The organism is Dorea longicatena (genome assembly GCF_025150085.1).
GTDB classification, from domain to species: Bacteria; Bacillota; Clostridia; order Lachnospirales; family Lachnospiraceae; genus Dorea_A; species Dorea_A longicatena.
Genome location: NZ_CP102280.1, coordinates 2159834 through 2184421, shown reverse-complemented (window position 1 = coordinate 2184421; position 24588 = coordinate 2159834). Strand labels below are relative to the sequence as shown.

At 41.5% G+C, this 24588-nt stretch carries 18 protein-coding genes; 17 read left to right on the top strand and 1 reads right to left on the bottom strand.

Features of this window, described 5'->3' with window-relative positions:
* Window positions 1-49: 49 nt before the first annotated feature.
* From NQ508_RS10405 to htpG, 7 genes are all read left to right on the top strand, one after another.
* A complete protein-coding gene (locus NQ508_RS10405; RefSeq protein WP_044920269.1) occupies window positions 50-1177 on the top strand; it encodes a hypothetical protein in 1128 nt (375 codons plus the stop codon).
* A 58-nt stretch (window positions 1178-1235) separates the two neighbouring features.
* Window positions 1236-1529 carry an Asp-tRNA(Asn)/Glu-tRNA(Gln) amidotransferase subunit GatC gene (gatC, locus tag NQ508_RS10400; RefSeq protein WP_006428030.1) on the top strand — a complete coding sequence of 98 codons (294 nt, stop codon included), beginning with the start codon at window positions 1236-1238 and terminating at the stop codon, window positions 1527-1529.
* A gap of 13 nt (window positions 1530-1542) precedes the next feature.
* Window positions 1543-3012, top strand: coding sequence for an Asp-tRNA(Asn)/Glu-tRNA(Gln) amidotransferase subunit GatA (gatA, locus tag NQ508_RS10395; RefSeq protein ID WP_044920270.1), 1470 nt, complete (start codon window positions 1543-1545; stop codon window positions 3010-3012).
* Window positions 3013-3014: 2 nt separating this feature from the next.
* Window positions 3015-4448 (top strand): Asp-tRNA(Asn)/Glu-tRNA(Gln) amidotransferase subunit GatB, encoded by a 1434-nt coding sequence (gene gatB / locus NQ508_RS10390; RefSeq protein ID WP_006428032.1) that lies wholly within the window; start codon window positions 3015-3017, stop codon window positions 4446-4448.
* Window positions 4449-5175: 727 nt separating this feature from the next.
* Entirely contained in the window at window positions 5176-5880 is a 705-nt protein-coding gene (locus NQ508_RS10385) for an ABC transporter ATP-binding protein (protein ID WP_006427924.1), read from the top strand.
* A 22-nt stretch (window positions 5881-5902) separates the two neighbouring features.
* Window positions 5903-9241 (top strand): ABC transporter permease, encoded by a 3339-nt coding sequence (locus NQ508_RS10380; RefSeq protein ID WP_006427923.1) that lies wholly within the window; start codon window positions 5903-5905, stop codon window positions 9239-9241.
* Between the two features lie 275 nt (window positions 9242-9516).
* Window positions 9517-11577 (top strand): molecular chaperone HtpG, encoded by a 2061-nt coding sequence (htpG, locus tag NQ508_RS10375; protein WP_006427922.1) that lies wholly within the window; start codon window positions 9517-9519, stop codon window positions 11575-11577.
* Window positions 11578-11657: 80 nt separating this feature from the next.
* On the opposite strand, the gene NQ508_RS10370 is transcribed toward htpG, so the two are convergent.
* Window positions 11658-12137 (bottom strand): DUF5721 family protein, encoded by a 480-nt coding sequence (locus NQ508_RS10370; protein WP_022416288.1) that lies wholly within the window; start codon window positions 12135-12137, stop codon window positions 11658-11660.
* 143 nt (window positions 12138-12280) lie between these two features.
* On the opposite strand from NQ508_RS10370, the gene NQ508_RS10365 reads away from it, so the two are divergent.
* The 10 genes from NQ508_RS10365 to NQ508_RS10320 all read left to right on the top strand — a co-directional run bounded on the left by NQ508_RS10365 (window position 12281) and on the right by NQ508_RS10320 (window position 24583).
* The gene (locus NQ508_RS10365; RefSeq protein WP_242654761.1) at window positions 12281-13105 is read left to right on the top strand and encodes a GDSL-type esterase/lipase family protein; all 825 of its coding nucleotides are present in this window, start codon (window positions 12281-12283) and stop codon (window positions 13103-13105) included.
* Complete coding sequence (locus tag NQ508_RS10360) at window positions 13105-13593, top strand: DUF4358 domain-containing protein (RefSeq protein ID WP_006427918.1); 489 nt, start codon at window positions 13105-13107, stop codon at window positions 13591-13593. Before NQ508_RS10365 ends, NQ508_RS10360 begins: the two co-directional genes overlap by 1 nt.
* Window positions 13594-13613: 20 nt before the next feature.
* Window positions 13614-15020 (top strand): MBOAT family O-acyltransferase, encoded by a 1407-nt coding sequence (locus NQ508_RS10355; protein ID WP_006427917.1) that lies wholly within the window; start codon window positions 13614-13616, stop codon window positions 15018-15020.
* An 8-nt stretch (window positions 15021-15028) separates the two neighbouring features.
* Complete coding sequence (locus tag NQ508_RS10350) at window positions 15029-16207, top strand: DHHW family protein (protein ID WP_006427916.1); 1179 nt, start codon at window positions 15029-15031, stop codon at window positions 16205-16207.
* The gene (locus NQ508_RS10345; RefSeq protein WP_006427915.1) at window positions 16200-16946 is read left to right on the top strand and encodes a pseudouridine synthase; all 747 of its coding nucleotides are present in this window, start codon (window positions 16200-16202) and stop codon (window positions 16944-16946) included. The genes NQ508_RS10350 and NQ508_RS10345 overlap by 8 nt, the downstream gene beginning before the upstream one ends.
* The gene (gene ligA / locus NQ508_RS10340) at window positions 16918-18861 is read left to right on the top strand and encodes an NAD-dependent DNA ligase LigA (RefSeq protein WP_006427914.1); all 1944 of its coding nucleotides are present in this window, start codon (window positions 16918-16920) and stop codon (window positions 18859-18861) included. The genes NQ508_RS10345 and ligA overlap by 29 nt, the downstream gene beginning before the upstream one ends.
* 55 nt (window positions 18862-18916) lie before the next feature.
* On the top strand, window positions 18917-20368 hold the full coding sequence (gene clpX / locus NQ508_RS10335) for an ATP-dependent Clp protease ATP-binding subunit ClpX (protein WP_006427913.1): 1452 nt from the start codon (window positions 18917-18919) through the stop codon (window positions 20366-20368).
* 64 nt (window positions 20369-20432) lie between these two features.
* Window positions 20433-21791, top strand: coding sequence for a sodium:proton antiporter (locus NQ508_RS10330; protein ID WP_006427912.1), 1359 nt, complete (start codon window positions 20433-20435; stop codon window positions 21789-21791).
* Window positions 21792-21806: 15 nt separating this feature from the next.
* The gene (locus tag NQ508_RS10325; RefSeq protein WP_006427911.1) at window positions 21807-22811 is read left to right on the top strand and encodes a cytidylate kinase-like family protein; all 1005 of its coding nucleotides are present in this window, start codon (window positions 21807-21809) and stop codon (window positions 22809-22811) included.
* 188 nt (window positions 22812-22999) lie between these two features.
* On the top strand, window positions 23000-24583 hold the full coding sequence (locus tag NQ508_RS10320; RefSeq protein WP_006427910.1) for a S8 family peptidase: 1584 nt from the start codon (window positions 23000-23002) through the stop codon (window positions 24581-24583).
* Window positions 24584-24588 lie beyond the last annotated feature (5 nt).

The following is a 24588-nucleotide window of genomic DNA, read 5'->3' as shown; positions in this document are numbered from 1 at the left end:
GTATCATAGATATGATACCGGTGATAACATATCATGAGAGGGAAATCATATGTTTGGAAAAAGATGTAGTTTATGCGGAGGAAAGTTAAACAGTAGAGGAATCTGTACGGAATGTGGGCTTGATAACAGCAAATCGGATAAGAATTACCGGATCAACCGGAGTGATTGTGACGGAATGCCGCTTACACATGTACATGAGGAGAAAGAAAAACACAGACCGGACAGGAAAGCAGATCACAGGGAAATAAATCACAAAGAGACAAATCATAAAAAAAGAGATTACGGAAAACAAGGCTACCGTATGAATGAGTCTGATATGACCGGGAAAAAACGGAGAAAGCATGTGCAGACTCCGGATATTACAAACCGGAGAAGACCATTGAAAATAGTGATTTTGGCAATTATCGTGATTGCAGTTTTGGGTAATCTCTATGAGGAACATAAGTACGATATAGAATATGCAGTTGGAGATGCAGTTCAAGGTGTATTTCAGGATACGGGAGATCAAAAGACAAATGATACGGATGAAACAGACTATGATCATTATCAGTATGTGACTTGGGAAATCCCGAAAGAAGGAGAAAGTGCAGACTATGAACTTGCTTCCGGCAATTATGTGGCAGGTGTGGAGATCCCGGAGGGAATCTATACAGTGACACCGCAAGATGACTATGACACCGTGCAGATCGATGATCCTGAGAACAGCATCTATCTGTATGAATATACCGAGGGCAAGAAAGACAAGATTAAGGATATCCGTCTTTATAAAGGAGCGCATCTTACATTAAATTGTAGGACAACAGTAAAACTGCATACCGATAATGCACAGGATGTAGAGGCAATGGAAACGGCCGGACAGAGTAATCCGCTCACAGAATCAGTGGATATCACAGGTCAGAAAACGTTGACGGCTGGAAGAAATCTCGAACCGGGAATATATGATCTCAGCCGTGTATCAGGGGCTGGAAATGTGGATGTAATTATTTATTCGGACGAACAGGAAGAAATAAATTCATGGAGCCAGTGTCTGTCGGAAGATGGAATAGACGGAGAGACATTCCATTATCTGGTAATTCCGGAAAATGCAACAATGGAAGTGTCAGAAGACTTGAAAATAAGGCTTACACCGTCAGAACAGATTGCATCAACAGATTATTATGGCTTTTATAACAGATAAGTTTACTGAATATAAAGTATAGGGGAATTGATAACATCAGGAAAGAAGGAGCAGAAAGATGGCAAACAAAATATCAGATGAGACCATAGAATACGTTGGTATTCTTGCAAAACTGGAATTATCCGGTCAGGAAAAAGAAGATGCCAAAGCAGATATGGAAAAAATGTTAGATTATATAGATACTTTAAATGAACTGGATACGGATGGAATCGAGCCAATGTCACATGTATTTCCGGTGAAGAATGTATTCCGGGAAGATGTCGTGACAAATGGAGACGGCAGTGCGGAGACACTGGCGAATGCACCGTTGGAAAAAGACCAGAGCTTCAAAGTACCAAAGACGATCGGATAGGAGGAAAACGGTTATGGATATTACAAGTCTTACAGCAGTAGAGCTTGGAAAGAAGATCAAAGCAAAAGAAATATCTGTTGTGGAAGCCGTGAAAGCCTCCATTGCACAGATTGAAAAAGTAGAAAAAGATGTAAATAGTTTTGTAACACTTGATAAAGAGGGTGCATTAAAGCGTGCAGAAGAAGTGCAGACATTGATTGATGATGGAACACTTACAGGACCGCTTGCAGGTGTACCGGTGGCGATCAAAGATAACATGTGTACGAAAGGAATGCTGACAACCTGTAGTTCGAAGATTCTCGGCAACTTCCAACCGATGTTTACCGCAGAGGCAGTTAAGAATCTGGAAGCAGCAGGAGCAGTTATCTTAGGAAAGACGAACATGGATGAATTTGCCATGGGAAGTACGACAGAGACTTCTTATTTCGGACCGACAAAGAACCCGTGGAATTTAGAGCATGTTCCGGGGGGATCTTCGGGAGGAAGCTGTGCAGCGGTTGCAGCAGAAGAAGCACCATATGCACTTGGATCCGATACAGGCGGATCTATCCGGCAGCCAAGTTCGTTCTGTGGTGTAGTCGGAATCAAACCAACATATGGAACGGTATCCCGTTACGGACTGATCGCTTATGGTTCTTCACTGGATCAGATTGGGCCGGTTGCGAAAGATGTGACGGACTGTGCAACAATCTTAGAGACGATTGCATCCTATGATCCAAAGGACAGTACATCGATCAAACGCGAAAGCTATGATTTCACATCTGCACTGGTAGATGATGTAAAAGGCATGAGAATCGGTATCCCGAAAGATTATTTTGGAGATGGACTGGACGCTGAGGTGAAAGAAAATATTTTACAGGCAGTGAAAGTACTGGAAGAAAAAGGTGCGGTTGTAGAAGAATTTGACTTAAGTCTTGTAAAATATGCGATCCCTGCATATTATGTCATTGCATCCGCTGAGGCAAGCTCCAACCTTGCCAGATTCGATGGTGTGAAATATGGTTACCGTACAGAAGAATATGAAGGCCTTCACAATATGTATAAGAAATCCCGTTCTGAAGGTTTCGGACCGGAAGTAAAGAGAAGAATCATGCTTGGTTCATTCGTTCTGAGCTCCGGATATTATGACGCATACTATCTGAAAGCATTGAAAACAAAAGCGTTAATTAAGAAAGCATTTGATAAAGCGTTTGAAAAATATGATGTGATCGTAGCTCCGGCGGCTCCGACGACAGCACCGGAACTTGGAAAGAGCTTAAGTGATCCGATCAAGATGTATCTGGGAGACATTTACACAATTTCTGTCAACCTGGCAGGTCTTCCGGGAATCACAATTCCGGTAGGAAAAGATTCCAAAGGACTTCCGGTAGGTATGCAGTTGATCGGAAATTGTTTCGAAGAAAACAAAATCATTCAGACCGCATATACATTTGAACAGACGAAGGCATATGAAGCACCAGAACTTGCAAAGGAGGACAGATAGTCATGGCAAAACAGTATGAGACAGTCATTGGACTTGAGGTCCATGTAGAACTTGCAACAAAGACAAAAATCTTCTGCGGATGCAGCACGGCATTCGGAGGAGCACCGAATACACATACATGCCCGGTTTGTACCGGTATGCCTGGATCACTTCCGGTATTAAATAAACAAGTTGTAGAATATGCAATGGGAATCGGCCTTGCAACACATTGTGATATTACAAGAGTGTGCAAATTCGACCGTAAGAACTATTTTTATCCGGATAACCCGCAGAACTATCAGATCTCACAGCTCTATCAGCCAATCGCAAGAAATGGCTATGTAGAGATCACAGTTGGTGATACAAAGAAGAAAGTTCGCATCCATGAGATGCATATGGAAGAAGATGCCGGAAAGCTGGTTCATGATGAATGGGATGATACATCTCTGGTAGATTTTAACCGAAGTGGTGTGCCGCTTGTAGAGATCGTATCCGAGCCGGATATGCGTTCATCAGAAGAAGTTATCGCTTATCTGGAAAAATTAAGAACGATCATCCAGTATCTGGGAGCATCAGACTGCAAGCTTCAGGAAGGTTCGATGAGAGCGGACGTGAACTTATCGGTAAGAGAAGTCGGCACACAGGAATTCGGAACCAGAACAGAGATGAAGAACCTGAACTCATTCAAGGCAATCGCAAGAGCCATTGAAGGAGAAAGAGAGCGTCAGATCGAACTTATCGAAGAAGGAAAAGCTGTTATCCAGGAGACCAGAAGATGGGATGACAATAAAGAATCATCTCACGCAATGCGTTCCAAAGAAGATGCCCAGGATTATCGTTATTTCCCGGAACCGGATCTTGTACCGATCGTGATCGACGATGAGTGGATTGAAAAGATCAAAGCAAAACAGCCGGAATTCCGTGATGAAAAACTGGAACGTTATAAGAAAGAGTTCGATATTCCACAGTACGATGCAGAAATTCTCACAGAGTCCAAGCATATGGCGGATATCTTTGAAGAGACAACAGTAATTTGTGGAAAACCGAAGAAAGTATCCAACTGGCTGATGGTAGAAACCATGCGTCTGTTAAAAGAACACGGCATGGAACCGGAAGATATCAGCTTCTCACCGGCAAATCTTGCAAAACTGATCGGGCTTACAGAAGCAGGAACCATCAACAGTTCCGTTGCCAAAGAAGTGTTCGAACAGGTATTTGAAAAAGATGTAGATCCGGAAAGTTATGTAGAAGAACACGGATTAAAGACAGTCAATGATGAAGGCGCACTGGAAGAAGTGTTAAAAGAAGTCATTGCGAAGAATCCAAAAGCCATTGCCGATTACAAAGGCGGCAAAGAAAAAGCACTCGGCGCATTGGTCGGACAGACTATGAAAGCCATGAAAGGAAAGGCAAATCCTGGAATGGTGAATCAGAAATTGCGGGAGATGTTGAAGTAATTTTTTATTTAATTAATTATCGCGGCCTCTCAGTCCATGAGAAAAACTTGGTGCTCTGTTTGCTACTAAGATTCCGTGATGTAAGAAAATCTAAGGATGTCCAAATCTCCTAAAAGCAAAGGCATTCCACTCATAACTCGTTTCGCTCAAACAATTCGTTCCATGCCTTTAACGGAGATTTGAACACCCTAAGTTTTTCTAAACATCACTCCATATACGCGACAAACAGAGCACCAAGTCTTTCTCATGTCGTGCTTGGCCAATGATAATGAATTCAATAGAGGGTTGTAACCTTTGTGTGCAGCCGGAAAGTTGAGGTGGAAGCCTTGATTTTCCGGATTTTTTGTACACTTTCGGTATCACGCCGGTTACGCTTCCACTATTGAATCATTACAGTATGCGATAACGTAAGGAAGAAAAGGAAGAGAGTCCCGCTGCGTGCATATGAGATCATGGTTAGTATTTCTTAAGCATCAAAATTGGCCGTTAGCAGTCAAAAAATCATTGTCTGAGCTTGCGAGTTATGTTTTTTTGACTGCTGCTTTTAGGACAATTTTTATGCTTTAGAAATACTCCATGATTGAATCAGCACGCAGCGGGACTCTCTTCCTTTTCTTCCGGCCGGGTATCAACCGCTTAATGCATTAAATAGAAAATTGCCCCTGTGGTTTCCACGAAAAAGATGGTATAATTGACATACGAATATACGCACACGGAGGAAGTATGCATGAGTGAATTTGTGACTTTGAAAGATGTTAAGAAGATATATCAGATGGGCGAAGTTGAGATCATGGCGGCCGCAGGAATTGATTTTGAGATTAAAAAGGGAGAATTTGCAGTTGTTGTTGGTCCGAGTGGAGCCGGGAAAACCACAGTTCTCAATATTCTTGGCGGCATGGATACGGCATCTGAGGGGCAGGTGCTGGTAGATGGGCAGGATATTGCTACGTATTCAACGAAGCAGCTGACTGCATATAGAAGAGATGATATCGGATTCGTGTTCCAGTTTTATAATCTGATACCGAATCTGACGGCACTGGAGAATGTGGAGCTTGCACTCCAGATATGTAAGAATCCGATGGATGCAAAAGAGGTATTGGAAGAAGTAGGACTTGGGGACCGTCTGGATAATTTTCCTGCTCAGTTATCAGGAGGAGAACAGCAGAGAGTGTCGATTGCAAGGGCACTTGCGAAGAATCCGAAATTATTACTCTGTGATGAACCAACGGGAGCGCTTGATTACAATACAGGCAAATCCATTTTGAAATTACTTCAGGATACATGCCGGAACAATGGTATGACAGTTATACTGATCACACATAACTCGGCAATAGCACCGATGGCAGACCGGGTGATCAAGATCAAGAACGGACGGGTTGATAAGATCATCGAAAATCCACAGCCGGTTTCGGTTGAGACCATAGAATGGTAAGACAAAGAGGTGAGGATAACAGATGGCAAGAAAGATAACACGAAAGAATTTTTACATGGAGATCCGACGGAATTTTGGCCGTTTTATTTCAATTCTTTTTATTGTTGCTTTGGGGGTTGCGTTCTTTTCTGGAATCCGGGCATCGGAACCATCTATGAGAATTACGGGAGATGCGTATTTTGATGAATCGGATCTGATGGACATTAAGGCTGTCAGTACGCTTGGAATTACGAAAGAGGATGTAAGTGCGGTCGGAAACATAAAGGGAGTGGGAAAGGCTGAAGGTGCCTACAGTGCAGATTTCCTGAATATAAAGAATAAGAAGCAATATGTACTTCATGTGATGTCAGCGATGGAGGATATGAATAAGATCACGGTAAGGGAAGGACGTATGCCGGAAAAAGCAGGGGAATGTCTGGTTGATGACCAGATGAATTATAAAATCGGCGAGACGATAAAATTAAAGTCCGGAACAGATGACAAGGTGACAGATACATTGAAGACGGACGAATTAAAAGTAGTCGGAAAAGGAAATTCCCCATACTACATTTCACTGAGCCGAGGAAGCACAACCATTGGAACCGGTACGATAAGCGGATTCGTAGTGGTTCCGGAGAAAACCTTTGATCTGGATGTGTATACGGAAATGTACGTACAGGTGGCAGGTGCAAAAGATCTGACTGCTTATACGAAGGCATATAAAGAGAAAGTAAAGACCGTCCAAAAGAGAATCGAAGCAATCACAGAAGAAAGAGGAAAGATCCGGAAGTCGGAACTTGAAGATAAGGCAAATGAAAAACTTGCGAAAGCGCAGAAAAAGCTGGATGATGGCAAAGCGGAATCGAAGCAGAAGCTTGAGGATGCCAAAAAGCAGATTACGGATGGAGAGACGCAGGTTTCGCAGGCAAAAGAAAAGATTGCGAGTGGAAAGTCGCAGATTGCAGCAGCAAAGCAGACGATAGATACAAAACAAAAAGAATTGGATCAGGCGAAAAAGACGTATCAAAATGGACTGAAAGAGCTTTCCCAGGGAAAGAAACAGTACGAACAAGGAAAAGCTGCGTATGATTCCCAGTATGCAGAAGCGCAGGCAAAGATTCAGGCAGGAGAGGAAGGCCTGGTTACATACAGAGCCGAACTGGATAAAGGCTGGGCGGGATATCAGACTCTTCTGAATACGATTGAGGCACTAAAAGCACAGGCAGCAGGCGGTTCGGGACAGGATCCGGATCAGGAGAATCCCAACCAGAATCAGGAATTATTACAGAAGATCCAGGTAATGGAGCAGCAGGCGCAGGAGACCAAGAAGACACTGGATGCAAAAGAACAGGATTATCAGACCCAGAAGGCCGGACTTGATGCAGCAAAGCAAAAGCTCGCAAATGGGAAAGCCGAGCTTGACCAGGCAAAAGCGAAGCTGGACGCCTGTGAGGCAAAGCTTACCAGTGCAGCCGCAAGTATAGAATCCGGACAGAAACAATTAGATGCCGGTAAAGCAGAGTTGAAAGCACAGGAACAGACATTGCAAAATGGCGAGACAGAAATTGCTCAAAATGAAGCCAAACTTGCCGATTCGAGAAAAGAATATGAGGACGGAAAAGAGACGTCTGAGGAAGAAATCGCAAAAGGTGAGAAAAAGCTTGCTGATGCAAAAGAACAGATTAAGAAGATAAAAAATCCAAAATGGTATGTATACAATAGAAGTACACTGGTAGAATATGATGGATTTGGGGAAAATGCAAACCGTATGCGTGCAATCGGAAAAGTATTTCCTGTGATGTTCTTCTTAGTTGCTGCTCTGATCAGTCTGACCGGTATGACCCGTATGGTGGAAGAGCAGAGAATTGAGATCGGTACAATGAAAGCACTGGGATACAGTAATTTTTCTATTGCTTCCAAGTATCTGGGATACGCGTTTCTTGCAACAGCGGGAGGAAGTATTCTGGGAGTGCTGACAGGAGAAAAGATCTTGCCGTATATTATCATTTATGCATATGAGATTATGTATCCGCATATTCCGAAGATTTATGTACCATATCATATGAGTTATGCGGTGATGGCATCGGTCGCTTCGATCGTGTGTACCATGGGAGCGACACTTGCATCCTGCTATAAAGAACTGGCTGCAGAACCGGCTGTGCTGATGCGTCCGCCGGCACCAAAAAAGGGAAGAAGAGTGTTCTTGGAAAGAATTGGATTTATTTGGAAACGAATGAATTTCACATGGAAATCAACAATCCGAAACTTGATGCGTTATAAAAAACGTTTCTTTATGACGATATTTGGAATTGGCGGCTGTATGGCACTGATGCTGGTTGGATATGGGGTAAAGGATTCGGTATATGAGATCGCAGATATTCAGTACGATGAGATCCAACTGTATGACGGGCATATTTTCTACAAGGATGATGTAACAAAGACAGAGAAAGAAGAGTTGAAGGAATATCTGAAAGAAGATACGGATATTCAGACTTATATGGATGCGAGGATGCAGAGCGTGACGGCATCAAAGGGAAATAAAAAACGCAGCGTTTATCAGTGCGTACTTGGCAATCCGGATATTGTCGGAAAATATGAAGATTTCCATGACAGGAAGACGAAAGAATCATACAAACTTACAGACAATGGTGCAATTGTCAGTGAGAAGACGGCAAAACTTCTGAATGTAAAAGAAGGTGATACGATAAATCTTAAGGACGGTATGGCAAAAGGTGTCACAGTAAAAATTGCGTATATCTGTGAGAACTATATGGGACATTACATGTATTTTACGCCGCAGTATTATAAGAAAGTATATGGAAAGACAGCAGAATATAACTGTATCATGTTCCGGGCAAAGGATGGATATTCAGAAGAGCAGGTGAAAAAAGCCGGAGAAAAAATCCTTGCGAAAGATCAGGTACTGACAATCTCTTATCTGCATGATATTAAGGATCAGCTGGATGATATGCTTGCCAGCCTGAATCTGGTGATCATAGTCCTGATCGTTTCGGCGGGAATGCTTGCATTCGTAGTACTTTATAATCTGAACAGTATTAACATTACAGAGCGTCAGAGAGAGCTTGCAACTTTGAAAGTGCTTGGCTTCTATGATGTGGAAGTAGCGGAATATGTATTCCGGGAAAATATCCTGCTGACGCTAATTGGAGCTTTCGTAGGTGTGATATTCGGTAAAGTCCTGCACCTGTTCGTAATTCAGACGGTGGAAGTGGATGCGGCGATGTTTGGACGAAGCATTTATCTTCCGAGTTATATCTACAGCTTTTTATTTACGATAGGATTTTCATTATTCGTAAACTGGGTAATGTATTTCAAGTTAAAGAAAATTGACATGGTAGAATCATTGAAAAGCATAGAGTAGCCGGAAAAATGGTACGGCACATATAATATTAATATAAGGATATTCGGCGAAAATATCATAAAAATATCAAAGTTTATAAATGGTTTATAAATTTCATAGAATTGTTAGCACTCTTTTTAAAAGAGTGCTAATTTTCTATTGACTTTTAAAATATGCAGTATTATCATATCTGTTAGATGAAAAATGTAACAAAAAGATGTGGGCCAGTCGGCAATACGGCATCTTTTGTCACTAATATGATAGAAATATAAAAGTAGAAATAGGAGTGATTTACAATGGCAGCAAAGAAAGGTAGTTTGTCAATCAGCAGTGAAAACATTTTCCCGATCATTAAAAAATGGGTATATTCCGATCACGATATTTTCGCACGTGAGTTGGTTTCCAATGGATGTGATGCGATCACAAAACTGAAGAAGCTGGATATGATGGGTGAATACCAGTTACCGGATGATTACAAACCGGCGATCAAAGTTGAGGTTAATCCAGAAGAAAAAACTCTGAAATTTACAGATAACGGTCTTGGAATGACAGCCGATGAGGTAGAAGAATATATTACACAGATTGCATTTTCAGGAGCTACACAGTTCCTTGAAAAATATAAAGATAAGACAACAGAAGATGATATGATCGGACATTTCGGTCTTGGATTCTATTCTGCATTTATGGTAGCAGATGAGGTGCATATCGATACACTCTCTTACAAAGAAGGCGCAAAACCGGTACACTGGGTAAGCAACGGCGGAACTGAGTATGAGATGGAAGAAGGCGACAAACAGGAAGTCGGATCTACAATGACCCTGTATCTGAATGAGGACAGCCTGGAGTTCGCTAATGAATATAGAATGAGAGAAGTTCTGGAGAAATATTGTTCATTTATGCCGGTAGAAATCTTCCTTTCCAAGGCAAATGCAGAGCCTGAATATGAGACGATCGACGAAGCAGATCTGAAAGATGATGATGAAGTAATCGAGCATATTCACGAAGATGCCAAGATGGAAGAAAAAGAGAATGAAAACGGCGAGAAAGAAATGGTAGAGACAGAACCTGCCAAAGAAAAAGTAAAGATCAAAAAACGTCCAGTTTCATTAAGTGATATCCACCCACTGTGGACAAAGCATCCGAATGAATGCAGTGATGAAGATTATCTGAACTTCTACCGCAAAGTATTCATGGATTACAAAGAGCCACTGTTCTGGATCCACCTGAATATGGATTATCCATTTAATTTAAAAGGAATTTTGTACTTCCCAAGAATCAACACAGAGTATGATTCTATTGAAGGAACAATTAAGTTATACAACAACCAGGTATTTATCGCGGACAATATTAAAGAAGTCATTCCGGAATATCTGATGGTATTAAAGGGAGTCATCGATTGTCCGGATCTGCCGCTTAACGTATCACGTAGCGCATTACAGAATGACGGATTTGTGAATAAGATCTCTGAATACATTTCCAAGAAGGTTGCAGACAAGCTTTCCGGAATGTGCAAGACAAAGAGAGAAGACTATGAGAAATACTGGGATAACATCAGTCCGTTCATCAAGTTCGGATGCCTGAAAGATGAAAAGTTCTGTGACAAGATGAAAGACGCGGTTCTGTTCAAGAATCTGGATCACAAGTATCTGACACTGAAAGACTGTATCGAGGCAAATGGTGGAACCGTAGAAGATCCGAATGCCAAGACAGAGGACAACAAAGCAGATGATCAGAACACAGAGAAGAAAGAAGAAGACAAGACGATCATCTACTATGTAACCGATGAGATCCAGCAGAGCCAGTACATCAATATGTTTAAGAAACAGGGCATGGATGCAGTAATCCTCGGCCACAATATTGATTCACCGTTTATTACACAGTTAGAGCAGCGCAATCAGAACATCAAGTTCCAGAGAATTGATGCAGATGTAACAGCAGGAGCAAAAGAAGAAGTTGCCGAAGAGGAAAAAGAAGCATTCCAGAAGACATCTGACAGCCTGGTAGAAATCTTCCGTAAAGAGCTTGGTGACGAGAAACTGGATGTTAAGATCGAAAAATTAAAAGATGAAAATATAGCTTCTATGATGACATTATCTGAAGAGAACCGCCGTATGCAGGAAATGATGAAGATGTACGGCATGAGCGGAATGGATATGGGTACAATAAGTACACTGATCCTGAATGCAAATCATCCGCTGGTTCAGTATGTAGTTGATCATAAGGGCAGCGAGAATACAAGTATTATCTGCAAACAGTTGTATGATCTGGCAATGCTGGCACATAAGCCATTGAATCCTGAAGAGATGACAGCGTTTGTAAAGAGAAGTAATGAGATTATGATGCTGCTTACGAAGTAAGTCTGGCAGAGAGTTGAAGTAAAGAAGACCATGCAGCTGTGGAAAGAGAAATCCATAGTTGCATGGTTTTTGTTTGTATTCTAGTATTCGCCTTCGATATTTTTGGATTTTAAGATGGATTTTACTTCGGTATCCCATTCTCTTTCGATGGACTTATCCATAGAAAAGGTTTTGAGGGAAGTGCCGGTGATGCATTGGAGGGTGCTTCCATCGTAGTGGAAATTGAGGTAGAGTCCCTGAATATCTTCCGGGCGGTAAGCGGTCAGGCCGTGGGCTGTCAGGAAGGCAGGAATCTGATCGTCCGGGAGAGCAAGGACAATCTTGAAGTTCAGAGGAGTGCGTTTGCCACGGATGATCTGGAAGCAGAAGTCACGGATCTTTTCCCAGCGGGAGTAAGTCTCTTCCAGTTTTTCGTCGAAGAAGTCTTCCTGGAGATAACCGCTTATGGTGAATTTGTTAAATGTAGTGAATTCTCCTTCGATAAAGAGAAATGTATCAAAAGTATCCTTTAAAAGAAGATGGGACATACAATTTTTGGCTGATAACTGGTATACGTTCATAAGGAATAACCTCCGGATAAAAATAAATGTAATCTGTATTATAGCACAAAAATTGATATAAATTGACATGGGAATGAAAAAACAGTAAAATAAGTTGAATATATATTTATCAACAAAAAGAAATGTAGAAGAGAGGAATTTTTTTGGAAATAGATAATAAAAATTCTGAGGAGAAGGAAGCTAAACAGCCGGCAGAGATTCCGGAAAAAGAAAAGGATCATGTGCTTAGGACTGCAGTAATTCTGGCAACAGTGATCATTGTGCTTGGAGGAATCGTTGTAGCAGTAAGGCTTAATAATCCAAAGCAGGACACAACGAAAGGCAGGAAGATCCTGAGTGAGATGGATCGTACGGATGTCGGAAAAGTAAATAAAAAAATCCAGAAACTTGAAGAGGAAGAACGTGTGAAGGAAGAAGCAGCAGATAACAGATCCGTAAGCGAAAAGTTTGCGGATTGTCTGATCCTTGGAGATTCGATCACACAGGGCTTATATGAGTACGGAGTGCTGGATGAGGCGAATGTACAGGCAGACCGCGGAACGGAAGTTTCGGAAGTCAGCAGTAAAAAGATTGTGGAACATATAAAAAAAGCCAAAGAGATGAAGCCGGAAGTGCTGTTTCTTGCCTATGGAATGAATGATATCGAAGCACAGAATGGAAATGCGTCCGGATTTGTGAAAGCATATAAAAATGTTATAGAGGATCTGAAAGAGTCCCTGCCGGATACGAAGATTTATGTCAATTGTATTCTTCCGGCGGCGCAGTCGGCGATTGAAACAAGACCTTTATTTGCCAATGTTCCAAAGTTCAATCAAAAACTGAAAAAATTATGTAAAAAAGAAAAAGTGACATTCATCGATAATACAGATCTGGTAAAACAGGAGTATTATGCCGATGATGGGATCCATATGTCACCATCTTATTATACGAAATGGGTAGATCATATGGCGGAGGCAGCAGGATTATAATGAGAAAAGGAAGACTGGATATTATTAATACATGTAAGTATCTGATGGTGATCGCACTGATTGCCTATGTGGTATTGCTGGTTTCCGGAGAGGGAGATAATACCGTATCCGTAGATACGATACAAAAGAATATTGAAAAATCTGTTTCTCTGAAAGGCATGAAAAAGGGAAGTTCTCAGGACCTTAAGAAGTATTATGGTCTGAATGCCAACGATTATGCCGGAACAATGTTGTATATACCGGATGATGTCATGAGTGTAAATGAGATACTGGTAGTAAAAGTAAAAGATAAGAGCCAGGTAGAAGATGTGGAGAAGGCTGTAGAGGAGCGTTTGTCTACACAGAAGAAGAGTTTTGAGGGCTATGGTGTAAAACAGACCAGGCTTCTTCATTCTGCAATCGATGAAACCAGGGGGTATTACATATTATTAGCTGTTTCAAAAGATGCGGACCGCATAGAAGCCGCATTTAAGAATAGTATTTATTAGAAGGCAGAGGAATTAGAAAGATGTTATTTAGCAGTATTGTTTTTTTATTTACATTTTTACCGGCTGTGTTGGTGTTGTATTACCTGCTGCCGGAGAGATTCCACAATCCGGTTTTGCTGCTTGCAAGTCTGATTTTTTATGCATGGGGTGAACCGGTCTATATTTTCCTGATGCTGTTATCCATTTTGTTCAATTATTTCAGTGGACTTGATATAGCAAGAAATCTGACGGACAGAAGGCTGGCAAAAAGAAGCCTTATATTCAATATTGTGGTGAACATTGCAATCCTGGGATTTTTCAAATATGAAGGCTTTGTGCTGGATTCACTGAATGCGGTGCTGCCGGTGCATATTACATATCATCCGCTGGCACTGCCGATCGGTATCTCATTTTATACATTCCAGATATTGTCTTATATTATAGATGTTTATCGGGGAAATGTTAAAGTTCAGAAGAATATCCTGAACTTTGCATTATATGTAACAATGTTTCCGCAGCTTATCGCAGGACCGATCGTACAGTATGCAGATGTTGAAGAGCAGCTTGTAAACCGCGAATCATCATGGGACAAGTTCGGAGAAGGGTGCATGTATTTTATACGTGGACTTGCAAAAAAGGTATTGCTTGCGAATACTTCTGGTATGATATTTACGGAAGTAACCGGACTTGGAAAGGGCAATGTGTCGGTACTGAGTGCATGGCTTGGTGCTTTTGCCTATATGTTTCAGATTTATTTTGATTTCAGTGGTTATTCGGATATGGCAGTGGGACTTGGAAAGATGTTTGGATTTGAGTTCTGTATGAATTTTAATTATCCGTACATAGCGAAAAGTATTACTGAATTCTGGCGCAGATGGCATATTTCTCTGAGCAGCTGGTTCAGGGATTATGTATACATTCCGCTCGGGGGCAACAGAGTATCGAAGAGCCGGCATATCTTCAATCTAATGGTTGTATGGTTTCTGACCGGATTATGGCACGGAGCTGCATGGAATTTCGTGGCATGGGGATTGTATTACGGGATCATACTGATCATTGAAAAATATATCCTGTCACCGGTACTGGATAAACTCCCTTCGGTTGTACGCCATATTTACAGTATTGTGCTGGTTGTGATCGGATGGGTATTATTCTTTAGTCCTTCACTTGGAGGGGCGGCCAGATATCTGGGAATGATGTTTGGAGCAGGAGCACACGGAGTGGCAGACAGGGAAAGCCTGTATCTGCTTACAACGAATCTGGTATTGTGGATCATTCTGATCATTGGTTCTACTCCGCTTACAGATGTCAGATATCAGCATATGCTGCGTCAGAAGAAGTGGAATACGACGCTTTTGAATGGAATCGTATATGCGGTACTGTTCATTTTGTGTATCGCATATCTAGTGACAGAGACATATAATCCGTTCCTGTATTTCAGATTTTAGGAGTAAAAATGAGACAGTCAAGAAAAAAATGGGAAAGAAGAAGAGAAGTGCATAGAAATAAATTAGCAGCGGTGATATTTGTCATAATGATGATCGCTTTCTGTGTTGTGAATCTGGCAACGGGTGACCGGGAATTCTCGGCGACAGAGAACCGGGCACTGGAACAGAGACCGGAACTTACAATTTCAGGAATAGAAAGCGGAAGATGGATGGAGCAGTACGAATCCTATGTATCAGATCAGTTCGCGGGAAGAGATTTCTGGGTAATGCTAAAAAGCAGGGTGGATCTGCTGGCAGGAAAGAGAAAAGCGAATGGCGTGTTCAAAGGAAAAGACCATTATCTTCTGGAGGATATTGCAAAACCGGATGAAGATCAGATGAAAGAAAATCTGTCTGCAATGAAAATGTTTCAAAAACAATATAAAGATATACCAATGTACATGATGCTGGTTCCGAATGCGGCTAATATCGAATCGGATAAACTTCCGGGATATGCAGTTACAGAGAATCAGGAGAAGCAATTTAAAGCAATTCACAGTACACTGGGATCTGTTTATACATGGGTGGATGTCAGTGATATTTTAAAAAAACACAGATCAGAAGAAATCTATTATCACACAGATCATCACTGGACAACACTTGGCGCGTATTACGGTTATCAGGCTCTTTCAAAAAGCATGAAGCTTGATACATCCAAAACCTCTGACATGAAGCCTTATGCGGTGACCAATGCATTTAACGGAACACTGGCTTCGACGAGCGGATATGAAACGGGATATGAAGAACCGATATATATCTATGCACCCGACAATCTTAAGAATGCAACAGAGGCTGTAGTAAATAATGTAAATGAAAAAAAGAAGACGGCAACTCTTTATGATACTTCCAAGCTTAAAGGAAAAGACAAATATGCACTTTTTCTTGGCGGAAATTATCCGATCCTTGACATCAAGACGACGGCAGATTCGACAGACAGGCTTCTGATCATCAAGGATTCTTATGCCAATAGTCTGATTCCGTTCCTGATACCTTATTACAGGGAAATTGTGGTTGTCGATCCAAGGTATTATTATGATGATATTGAAAAGGTCATGAAGAAGGATAATATCACAAGTGTATTATTTTTATATAATGGAAATACTTTTGTAAAAGATAACAGTATCAGCGGGGTGTTACAGAATGATTAGGCTGAATAAATATTTAAGCGAAGCCGGTGTGTGCTCAAGAAGAGAGGCGGACCGGCTGATAGAATCTGGCGTTGTAACGGTGGATGGAAAAAATGCCGTACCTGGAATGAAGGTTGAAGACGGACAGGAAGTCTGTGTGGGGAAAAAACGGATAAAAAGCAAGACAAAAAAGACAGTCCTGGCGGTATATAAACCCGCTGGGATTGTTTGCACAGAAGATAAAAGGGAAAAGAAGAATATTATCAGATTCCTGAATTATCCGCTACGCGTGACCTATGCGGGAAGACTGGATAAAGATTCGGAAGGACTTCTGATCATGACCAATGATGGTGATCTGATCAATGGCATGATGCGTGCAAGATTCTCCCATGAGAAAGAATATAAGGTCACAGTTAATAAAGAAATCACACCGGAGTTCATAGAAAAAATGAGTCGCGGAGTACATATCAGAGACAGGGAGAAGAACCTGGATGCGGTGACCAGGCCGTGTAAAGTGAGAAAGAATGGAAAATACACATTTTCCATTATTCTGACGCAGGGCCTTAACAGACAGATCCGCAGGATGTGTGAGGCACTTGGCTATAAGGTGACAACACTGAAGAGAATCCGCATTATGAATGTAGAACTAGGTAATCTGAAACCGGGAGAGGTAAGAGGATTAACAGAACAGGAGTTAAAAGAATTATATGGGACAGTCAAAGAACGAGAGAATGAAAGAACTGGTCAGCCTTCTGAATAAAGCTTCCAGAGCATACTATCAGGAAGCACAGGAGATCATGAGTAATTATGAATATGACAGATTGTATGATGAACTTAAGGAGCTTGAGGATGAGCTTGGTATTACCTTGTCAAACAGTCCGACGGTAAATGTCGGATATGAAGTGGTAAGCGAACTGCCGAAAGAAAGACATGAAAGCCCGATGCTTTCTCTGGATAAGACGAAAGAAGTAGAAGAACTTAAGAACTTTGTGGGAGATCAGAAAGTTCTGATATCATGGAAGATGGATGGTCTGACGGTTGTACTGACTTATCGTGATGGAAAGCTTTATAAGGCGGTCACCAGAGGTAACGGAGAAGTCGGAGAAGTGATCACGAACAATGCGAAAGTATTCAAAAATGTGCCGGTCCAGATTGCATATCAGGGAGAACTGATCTTAAGAGGAGAAGCAGTCATAGGATATAAGGATTTTGAAAAAATCAATCAGGAGATTGAAGATGTAGATGCCAGGTACAAGAATCCAAGAAATTTGTGCAGCGGTTCTGTCAGACAGCTGAATAACCAGATCACGGCTAAACGTAATGTAATGTTCTATGCATTTACACTGGTGCAGGCAGACGGAGTTGATTTTCAGAATTCCAGAGCCTGTCAGATGGAATGGCTGAAGTCACAGGGATTTACAACAGTGGAGTATTATATGGTGACCAGAGATACTGTTGAGGACGAAGTTGCTAAATTTTCGTCTAAGATCAGTGAAAATGATTTCCCGTCGGACGGACTTGTATTAACATATGATGATATAGCGTATGGACGGTCGCTTGGAAGAACTGCAAAATTTCCGAGGGATTCTTTTGCGTTCAAATGGCAGGATGAGATCAGAGAGACAGTATTAAGAGAGATTGAGTGGAGTCCGTCGAGAACCGGACTGATCAATCCGGTTGCAATCTTTGATCCGGTAGAACTTGAGGGAACAACAGTAAGCCGTGCAAGTGTTCACAATATCAGTATTATGGAAGAACTGGAACTTGGGATCGGTGACAAGATTGAAGTATATAAGGCTAATATGATCATCCCGCAGATTGCAGAGAATCTGACAAGAAGCGGAGTAAAAGATATTCCGTGTAAATGTCCTGTCTGTCAGGGAGAGACAAAGATCCGGCAGGTCGGCAACGCAAAAGCATTGTACTGTATGAATCCGGAATGTCAGGCGAAGCACGTCAAATCATTTGCATTGTTTGTCAGCAGGGATGCACTTAATATAGAAGGATTATCAGAAGCAACACTGGAAAAATTCATTTCCAGAGGATATATTCATACATTTGCAGACATCTTCCATCTGGATCAATACAAAGAAAAAATTCAAAAGATGGAAGGATTCGGAGAAAAATCATATAAAAAACTGACAGAAAGTATAGAAAAGGCAAGAACGACGACCCTGCCGAGAGTCATTTATTCTCTGGGAATTGCAGGAATCGGACTTGCCAATGCAAAAGTTATTTGCAGAGAATTAAAATATGATGTAGAATCTCTTCTGAAGGTTTCGGAAGAAGAATTAAATGAGATTCAGGGAGTCGGAGAGGTTCTGGCAAAAGCGTTCGTCGGATATTTTGCAGATGCAAAACATGTGGAGAATTTCAGAAGGCTTTTAAATGAGCTGACCATTCCGAAAGAGACTGTAACAAAACAGCAGATTTTTGAAGGCGTTAATTTTGTAATTACCGGAAGCGTAAAGCATTTTGCCAATCGTGGAGAAGTAAAAGAGCTGATTGAAAGTCTGGGTGGAAAAGTGACTGGATCAGTCACATCAAAGACAAACTATCTGATCAATAATGATGTGACGAGTACGTCATCCAAGAATAAAAAAGCGAATGAGCTGGGAATACCGATTATTTCAGAAGAGACATTTCTGGAACTGGTAAATCAGGAGGAAACATAAAAGCAGGATAAAAGTCAGAGTGAAATGCGTAAACTACGTTAAGAAGGAGAGAATAATGGCAAATCAGGATGATAACAATAATCAGGAAATTGAAAAAGTAGAAGATGTAGAGGTTGAGACAACAAAGAATACATCTGATACAGATAATAAGAAACAAAATAATGACGATGGATATGAAAAAGTATGCTTTATCTGCAGACGTCCAGAGAGCGTTGCAGGAAAAATGATTGAACTTCCGAATCATATCTGTGTCTGCAATGACTGTATGCAGAAAAGCTTTGATGCAATGTCAAATGGCCCGATTGATTACAGTCAGCTGATGAATATTCCGGGAGTACAGGTATTTAATATGGCTGATATGGAACAGAGTATTCCAAAGCAGCAGAAGATCAAAAAGAAAAAAGAGGGCGAAGAATATAAACCGTTAGTAGATATAAAGAATCTTCCGGCACCACATAAGATCAAGGCAAAACTGGATGAGTATGTGGTAGGTCAGGAATATGCAAAGAAAGTTATGTCTGTAGCTGTTTATAATCATTATAAACGTGTGGCTACTGATTCTATGGATGATATTGAGATTGAAAAGTCCAATATGCTCATGATCGGACCTACAGGTTCCGGTAAGACGTATCTGGTAAAAACACTGGCAAAGATTCTGGATGTACCGCTTGCGATCACAGATGCGACTTCACTTACGGAAGCCGGATATATCGGAGATGATATTGAGAGTGTGGTTTCCAAACTGCTTGCAGCTGCAGATAATGATGTAGAGAAGGCAGAACAGGGAATCATCTTTATCGATGAGATCGATAAGATCGCAAAGAAGAAGAATTCAAGTCAGAGAGACGTAAGCGGTGAGTCGGTACAGCAGGGAATGTTAAAACTTCTTGAAGGAAGCGATGTAGAAGTACCTGTCGGCGCAACCAGTAAAAATGCCATGGTTCCGCTTACAACCGTGAATACAAGAAATATTCTCTTCATCTGCGGCGGAGCGTTCCCGGATCTTAACGGAATCATCAAAGAGCGTCTGACCAAACAGGCAGCAATTGGTTTTGGAGCAGACTTAAGAGACAAGTATAATAACGATAAAGAGATACTGAAGAAAGTAACAACAGAAGATTTACGTGCATTTGGAATGATTCCTGAGTTCTTAGGACGTCTGCCGATCGTGTTCACTTTACAGGGTATGAGTGAAGAGATGCTGGTAGAGATTTTAAAAGAACCTAAGAATGCAATATTAAAACAGTATCAGAAACTGCTGGCATTGGATGAGGTAAAACTGGAATTCAATGACGATGCCCTTCATGCAATTGCGAAGAAGGCATTGAAGAAAGATACCGGAGCAAGAGCACTTCGTGCGATCATTGAAGAATTCATGCTGGATATCATGTATGAAATCCCGAAGGATGACAATATCGGAGAGGTTATCATCACGAAGGAATATATCGAAGGAACCGGAGGACCGGTAATTATGTTGAGAGGTCAGGAAGTACCAAGACTTCAATAATACATTTTACATATAGACTATTATATAATTTTTTTACTTGGAGAAGAATGGAGGAAAGACAGCGATGGGGGAATTATCAGCTATTCCAATCTGGCTCTGCATACCCTTTGCAGGGCTGTTGCTTAGTATTGCGGTAATGCCGCTGTTCAAGCCGGACTGGTGGGAAAAACATCAGCCGCTGGCAGTTGCATTCTGGTCAATCTTGTTTATTATTCCTTTTACAGCGAAATATGGAATATTTACAATGAGTGAGACTGTTCTGGAATGTGTGGTAAATGATTATCTGACATTTATCGTTTTACTGTTTGGATTATTCTGTGTAGCAGGTAACATTACGATTGACGGTGAATTTGCCGGATCACCGAGGATTAATACGGCGTTGTTTGTTTTTGGTACACTGCTTTCCAGTGTGATCGGAACTACAGGATCAAGTATGCTTCTTGTACGTCCGTTTATTAAGATGAATTCATGGAGAAAGAGAAAGAGTCATATCATGATCTTCTTTATCTTCCTGATCTCTAATATGGGAGGATGTCTGACACCGATCGGAGATCCGCCGCTTCTGATGGGATTCATGCGTGGGGTACCTTTTTTCTGGAGTATGAAGTTATTCCATATTCTGGTTTTTAATATGGTGATCCTTCTGGTGATATTCTATTTCCTGGACAGAAGAGCATACAGAAAAGATATTGCAGAAGGAAGAAAACCGGATATCAGAGAGCCGGGAACACATTTTAAAATTGTAGGACTTCATAATCTTATCTATGTAGCGATGATCGTCGGAGCCGTGATCTTAAGTGGAACACTTCCGGGAATGTCCGCATTCCAGAATGCAGACGGAACCGTAAAAGGACTTCATATCCTTGGAGAAGTTACACTTGGATTCCCGTCAATAATTGAGGTTGTGATCATCCTTCTGGCTGCATTCTTATCGTTTAAGACGACGAACGAAGAAGTCCGTATCCGTAACCACTTTACCTGGGGTGCAATCCAGGAAGTTGCGGTTCTGTTTATCGGAATCTTTATTACTATGCAGCCGGCACTTATGATCCTGAAAGCGAATGGAGCGGAGCTTGGAATCAGCAAACCATTCCAGATGTTCTGGGCTACAGGAGCTCTGTCAAGTTTTCTTGATAATACGCCGACATATCTTGTGTTCCTTACAACAGCAGGAGCACTTGGATTCAAGGGCGGTGTGGCAACAACGCTTGGTGCTGTTCCGGTTAAGATGCTGGAGGCAATCTCGTGTGGTGCTGTATTCATGGGAGCAAATACATATATAGGAAATGCACCGAACTTTATGGTAAAATCTATGTCGGATGAAAACGGTGTGCGTATGCCGTCGTTCTTCGGATATATGGCATGGTCACTGACATTTTTGATACCGGTATTTATTATCGATATGTTGATATTCTTTTTATAGAAGGGGGTGCGGAAAATGCAGGAGAATAAGAATAAATATTATGACATTGCAGAACGGATCTATGATCTGGACGGAGAAGTATATGAATGTGTAGGATCTTCTCTGGGCCGTACCTTTACAGGAGATAAACGTACCTGTGTGAACAATCTGGTTATGCTGATGCGTACCAAGCCGCAGGGACATCTTCTTAGAAGTGAGCTGGCATTGATCAGTAACATGGCACGTACGATCCGAAAGGATGAAGACCGTTCCAGACTGATGAAAAAATACGATGAGATATTAAAGGAAATAGCAGAGCTTCCTGCAAGTTTCGGTAAGGTTGAAATTCTGGATGAAAACAGGGCGAAGTTGAATACAGCGAATCTGCGTCAGAAGTTTTCAAAAGACGATCATCTTATTATTTGTATCGGAAGAACGCAGGGAAGTGCCGGAAATGATATTGGATTTGCACTGGCAGATGCACTTAGAATCAACTACTATGATGCAGAAATCTTTAATGAAGTATTAAGAAGACTGGATGCGGAGAAGGATTCTGTGACAGATGTGGCGGATCTGGGAACGGATCTGATCGAGAACAAATATCAGGGATCCGGAAGGACGATCAAAGAGCGTCTGAAAGACTTTGACCGCTATCATGGATTGACAAGAGAAGACGCGATCTTCTTCAATCAGAGTGACCTGATCTGCAAAATGGCAAAAGAAGAAGATTTTATTGTAATGGGTAGATGTGCAGATGTGATACTTGCGAATAACCATATTCCACATATCAGTATTTTTATTACGGCACCGTTCGAACAGCGTGTGCGTCGTATTATGGAGGTCAATGATCTGGATCATAAGAAAGCGGTACGTCTGCTTAAAAAGCTGGATCGTCAACATGCAAGATATTACAATTATTATACCGGTCAGAAATGGGGAGATGCTATGAACTATGATATCTGTTTTAACAGTGCAAGTTATGGTATTGAAGAGTCGGTAGACATTATTGAACGTATGCTGAACCAGAATACGAATTCATAATAAAAGATTAATGAATGACAGGGAACCTTTCATATACATAAAACAAATGTATATGAAAGGTTTTTTTTGATTTGGAAGAGAACTGTAAAGAAAAGATTATTTCCGAAGATTACTGGGATTTTATTATTCCATTATACAGAGATGAGGAACTTAAGGAAGTGAATCCGGAAAATGCGTGTATTCAGGAGATGGATTTTGGATATAAAAGTGTATCTGTAGACAGAAGGATTCTGCTTCCATTATCGTTCAGAGAATATTGGTACAGTACGATCCCAAAATGTTATACACTTCTGGATATGCAGCCGTTAGATGCAGCAGGAATTATTACATTGCAGAACTATCCGACACTTCAGCTGATGGGGGATGGGATCATGATCGGCTTTTTAGATACCGGGATAGATTATCAGAATCGTGTGTTTCGCAATCTGGACGGGACGACACGGATTGTGGGAATCTGGGATCAGACGATTCAGACGGGAAGAACACCACAGGGGCTTTATTATGGAACGGAATATACGGAAGAAATGATCAATACAGCACTTAGATCGGAGGATCCGCTTCAGATAGTACCGAGTGTGGATACAGACGGACATGGAACATTTGTTGCAAGTGCGGCTGCAGGAGGAGCAGAAGTTGGAAAACAGTTTCTCGGGGCCGCACCGGAGGCTTCTATTGCAATGGTCAAATTAAAGCCGGCAAAAAATTATCTGAAAGAATTTTTCGCGATAGCACAGGATGCCGTATGTTATCAGGAAAATGATATTATGCTGGGACTCCGCTATCTGAATGACCTGGCAAGAAAACAGGGAATGCCGTTAGTGATCTGTGTAGCCCTCGGAACAAGCTTTGGAGGACATAACGGAGATTCTATTCTGGCAGATATATTGGACATTTATGCGACGGTAAGAAACAGGTGTGTTGTAGTCGGAACAGGCAATGAGGCGGCCAGAAGACATCACTATTTTAACCGTTTTACGGATGCACAGGATACGAGGACAGCAGAAATCCGGGTAGGAGAAGGGACACAGTCTTTTGCCGTTGAATTATGGAGTACACTTCCGAATATCGTAATGGTGTCGGTTACTTCGCCGTCTGGAGAGCGTACGGGGATGATTCCGATACGTCTGGGGTATCTGTTTGATTTTTTATTTACATTTGAACGGACAACGATTACTGTGGAATACAGATTATTACAGAGGAATAATGATGCACAGCTGGTATTTATAAGGTTTCAGAATGCGGTTCCCGGAATATGGAAAATAGATATAAAGCCGGCGATGCAGACAACCGGAGATTTTCACATATGGCTTCCGATGGAAGAATTCCTGGAGGGAGAGGTATATTTTCTGGAATCAAATCCCGACACTACATTTACAGAGCCTTCAGGAGGAAGAAATACAATGACTGTGGCTTTTTATAACAGCAGGGAGAATGGAGTTGATATTAATTCGGGCAGGGGGTATACTAGAGATGAAAAAATAAAACCGGATTATGCTGCGCCGGGAGAAGCGGTCACAGGAGCAGTACCTGGCGGGGAATTTAAGAATCGGACCGGTTCGAGCGCCGCAACAGCGATTGCAGCAGGCGGATGTGCCCTGATCATGGAATGGATCAGTGAGCAGCCGGGGGCAAGAGGAGTGTCGTCCAGTCAGGTCAGAAATATTATCGTGATGGGAACACAAAAGCTTCCGGGAATAGAATATCCGAATACACAATGGGGATATGGGACGATGAATTTGTACCGATCATTGGATATTTTAAGACAGCTGTAAAGAAG

Coding starts and splice junctions, on each gene's coding strand:
- NQ508_RS10405 (WP_044920269.1), top strand. CDS start 50: ATGTTTGGAAAAAGATGTAGTTTATGCGGAGGAAAGTTAAACAGTAGA.
- gatC (WP_006428030.1), top strand. CDS start 1,236: ATGGCAAACAAAATATCAGATGAGACCATAGAATACGTTGGTATTCTT.
- gatA (WP_044920270.1), top strand. CDS start 1,543: ATGGATATTACAAGTCTTACAGCAGTAGAGCTTGGAAAGAAGATCAAA.
- gatB (WP_006428032.1), top strand. CDS start 3,015: ATGGCAAAACAGTATGAGACAGTCATTGGACTTGAGGTCCATGTAGAA.
- NQ508_RS10385 (WP_006427924.1), top strand. CDS start 5,176: ATGAGTGAATTTGTGACTTTGAAAGATGTTAAGAAGATATATCAGATG.
- NQ508_RS10380 (WP_006427923.1), top strand. CDS start 5,903: ATGGCAAGAAAGATAACACGAAAGAATTTTTACATGGAGATCCGACGG.
- htpG (WP_006427922.1), top strand. CDS start 9,517: ATGGCAGCAAAGAAAGGTAGTTTGTCAATCAGCAGTGAAAACATTTTC.
- NQ508_RS10370 (WP_022416288.1), bottom strand. CDS start 12,137: ATGAACGTATACCAGTTATCAGCCAAAAATTGTATGTCCCATCTTCTT.
- NQ508_RS10360 (WP_006427918.1), top strand. CDS start 13,105: ATGAGAAAAGGAAGACTGGATATTATTAATACATGTAAGTATCTGATG.
- NQ508_RS10355 (WP_006427917.1), top strand. CDS start 13,614: ATGTTATTTAGCAGTATTGTTTTTTTATTTACATTTTTACCGGCTGTG.
- NQ508_RS10350 (WP_006427916.1), top strand. CDS start 15,029: ATGAGACAGTCAAGAAAAAAATGGGAAAGAAGAAGAGAAGTGCATAGA.
- NQ508_RS10345 (WP_006427915.1), top strand. CDS start 16,200: ATGATTAGGCTGAATAAATATTTAAGCGAAGCCGGTGTGTGCTCAAGA.
- ligA (WP_006427914.1), top strand. CDS start 16,918: ATGAAAGAACTGGTCAGCCTTCTGAATAAAGCTTCCAGAGCATACTAT.
- clpX (WP_006427913.1), top strand. CDS start 18,917: ATGGCAAATCAGGATGATAACAATAATCAGGAAATTGAAAAAGTAGAA.
- NQ508_RS10330 (WP_006427912.1), top strand. CDS start 20,433: ATGGGGGAATTATCAGCTATTCCAATCTGGCTCTGCATACCCTTTGCA.
- NQ508_RS10325 (WP_006427911.1), top strand. CDS start 21,807: ATGCAGGAGAATAAGAATAAATATTATGACATTGCAGAACGGATCTAT.
- NQ508_RS10320 (WP_006427910.1), top strand. CDS start 23,000: ATGGATTTTGGATATAAAAGTGTATCTGTAGACAGAAGGATTCTGCTT.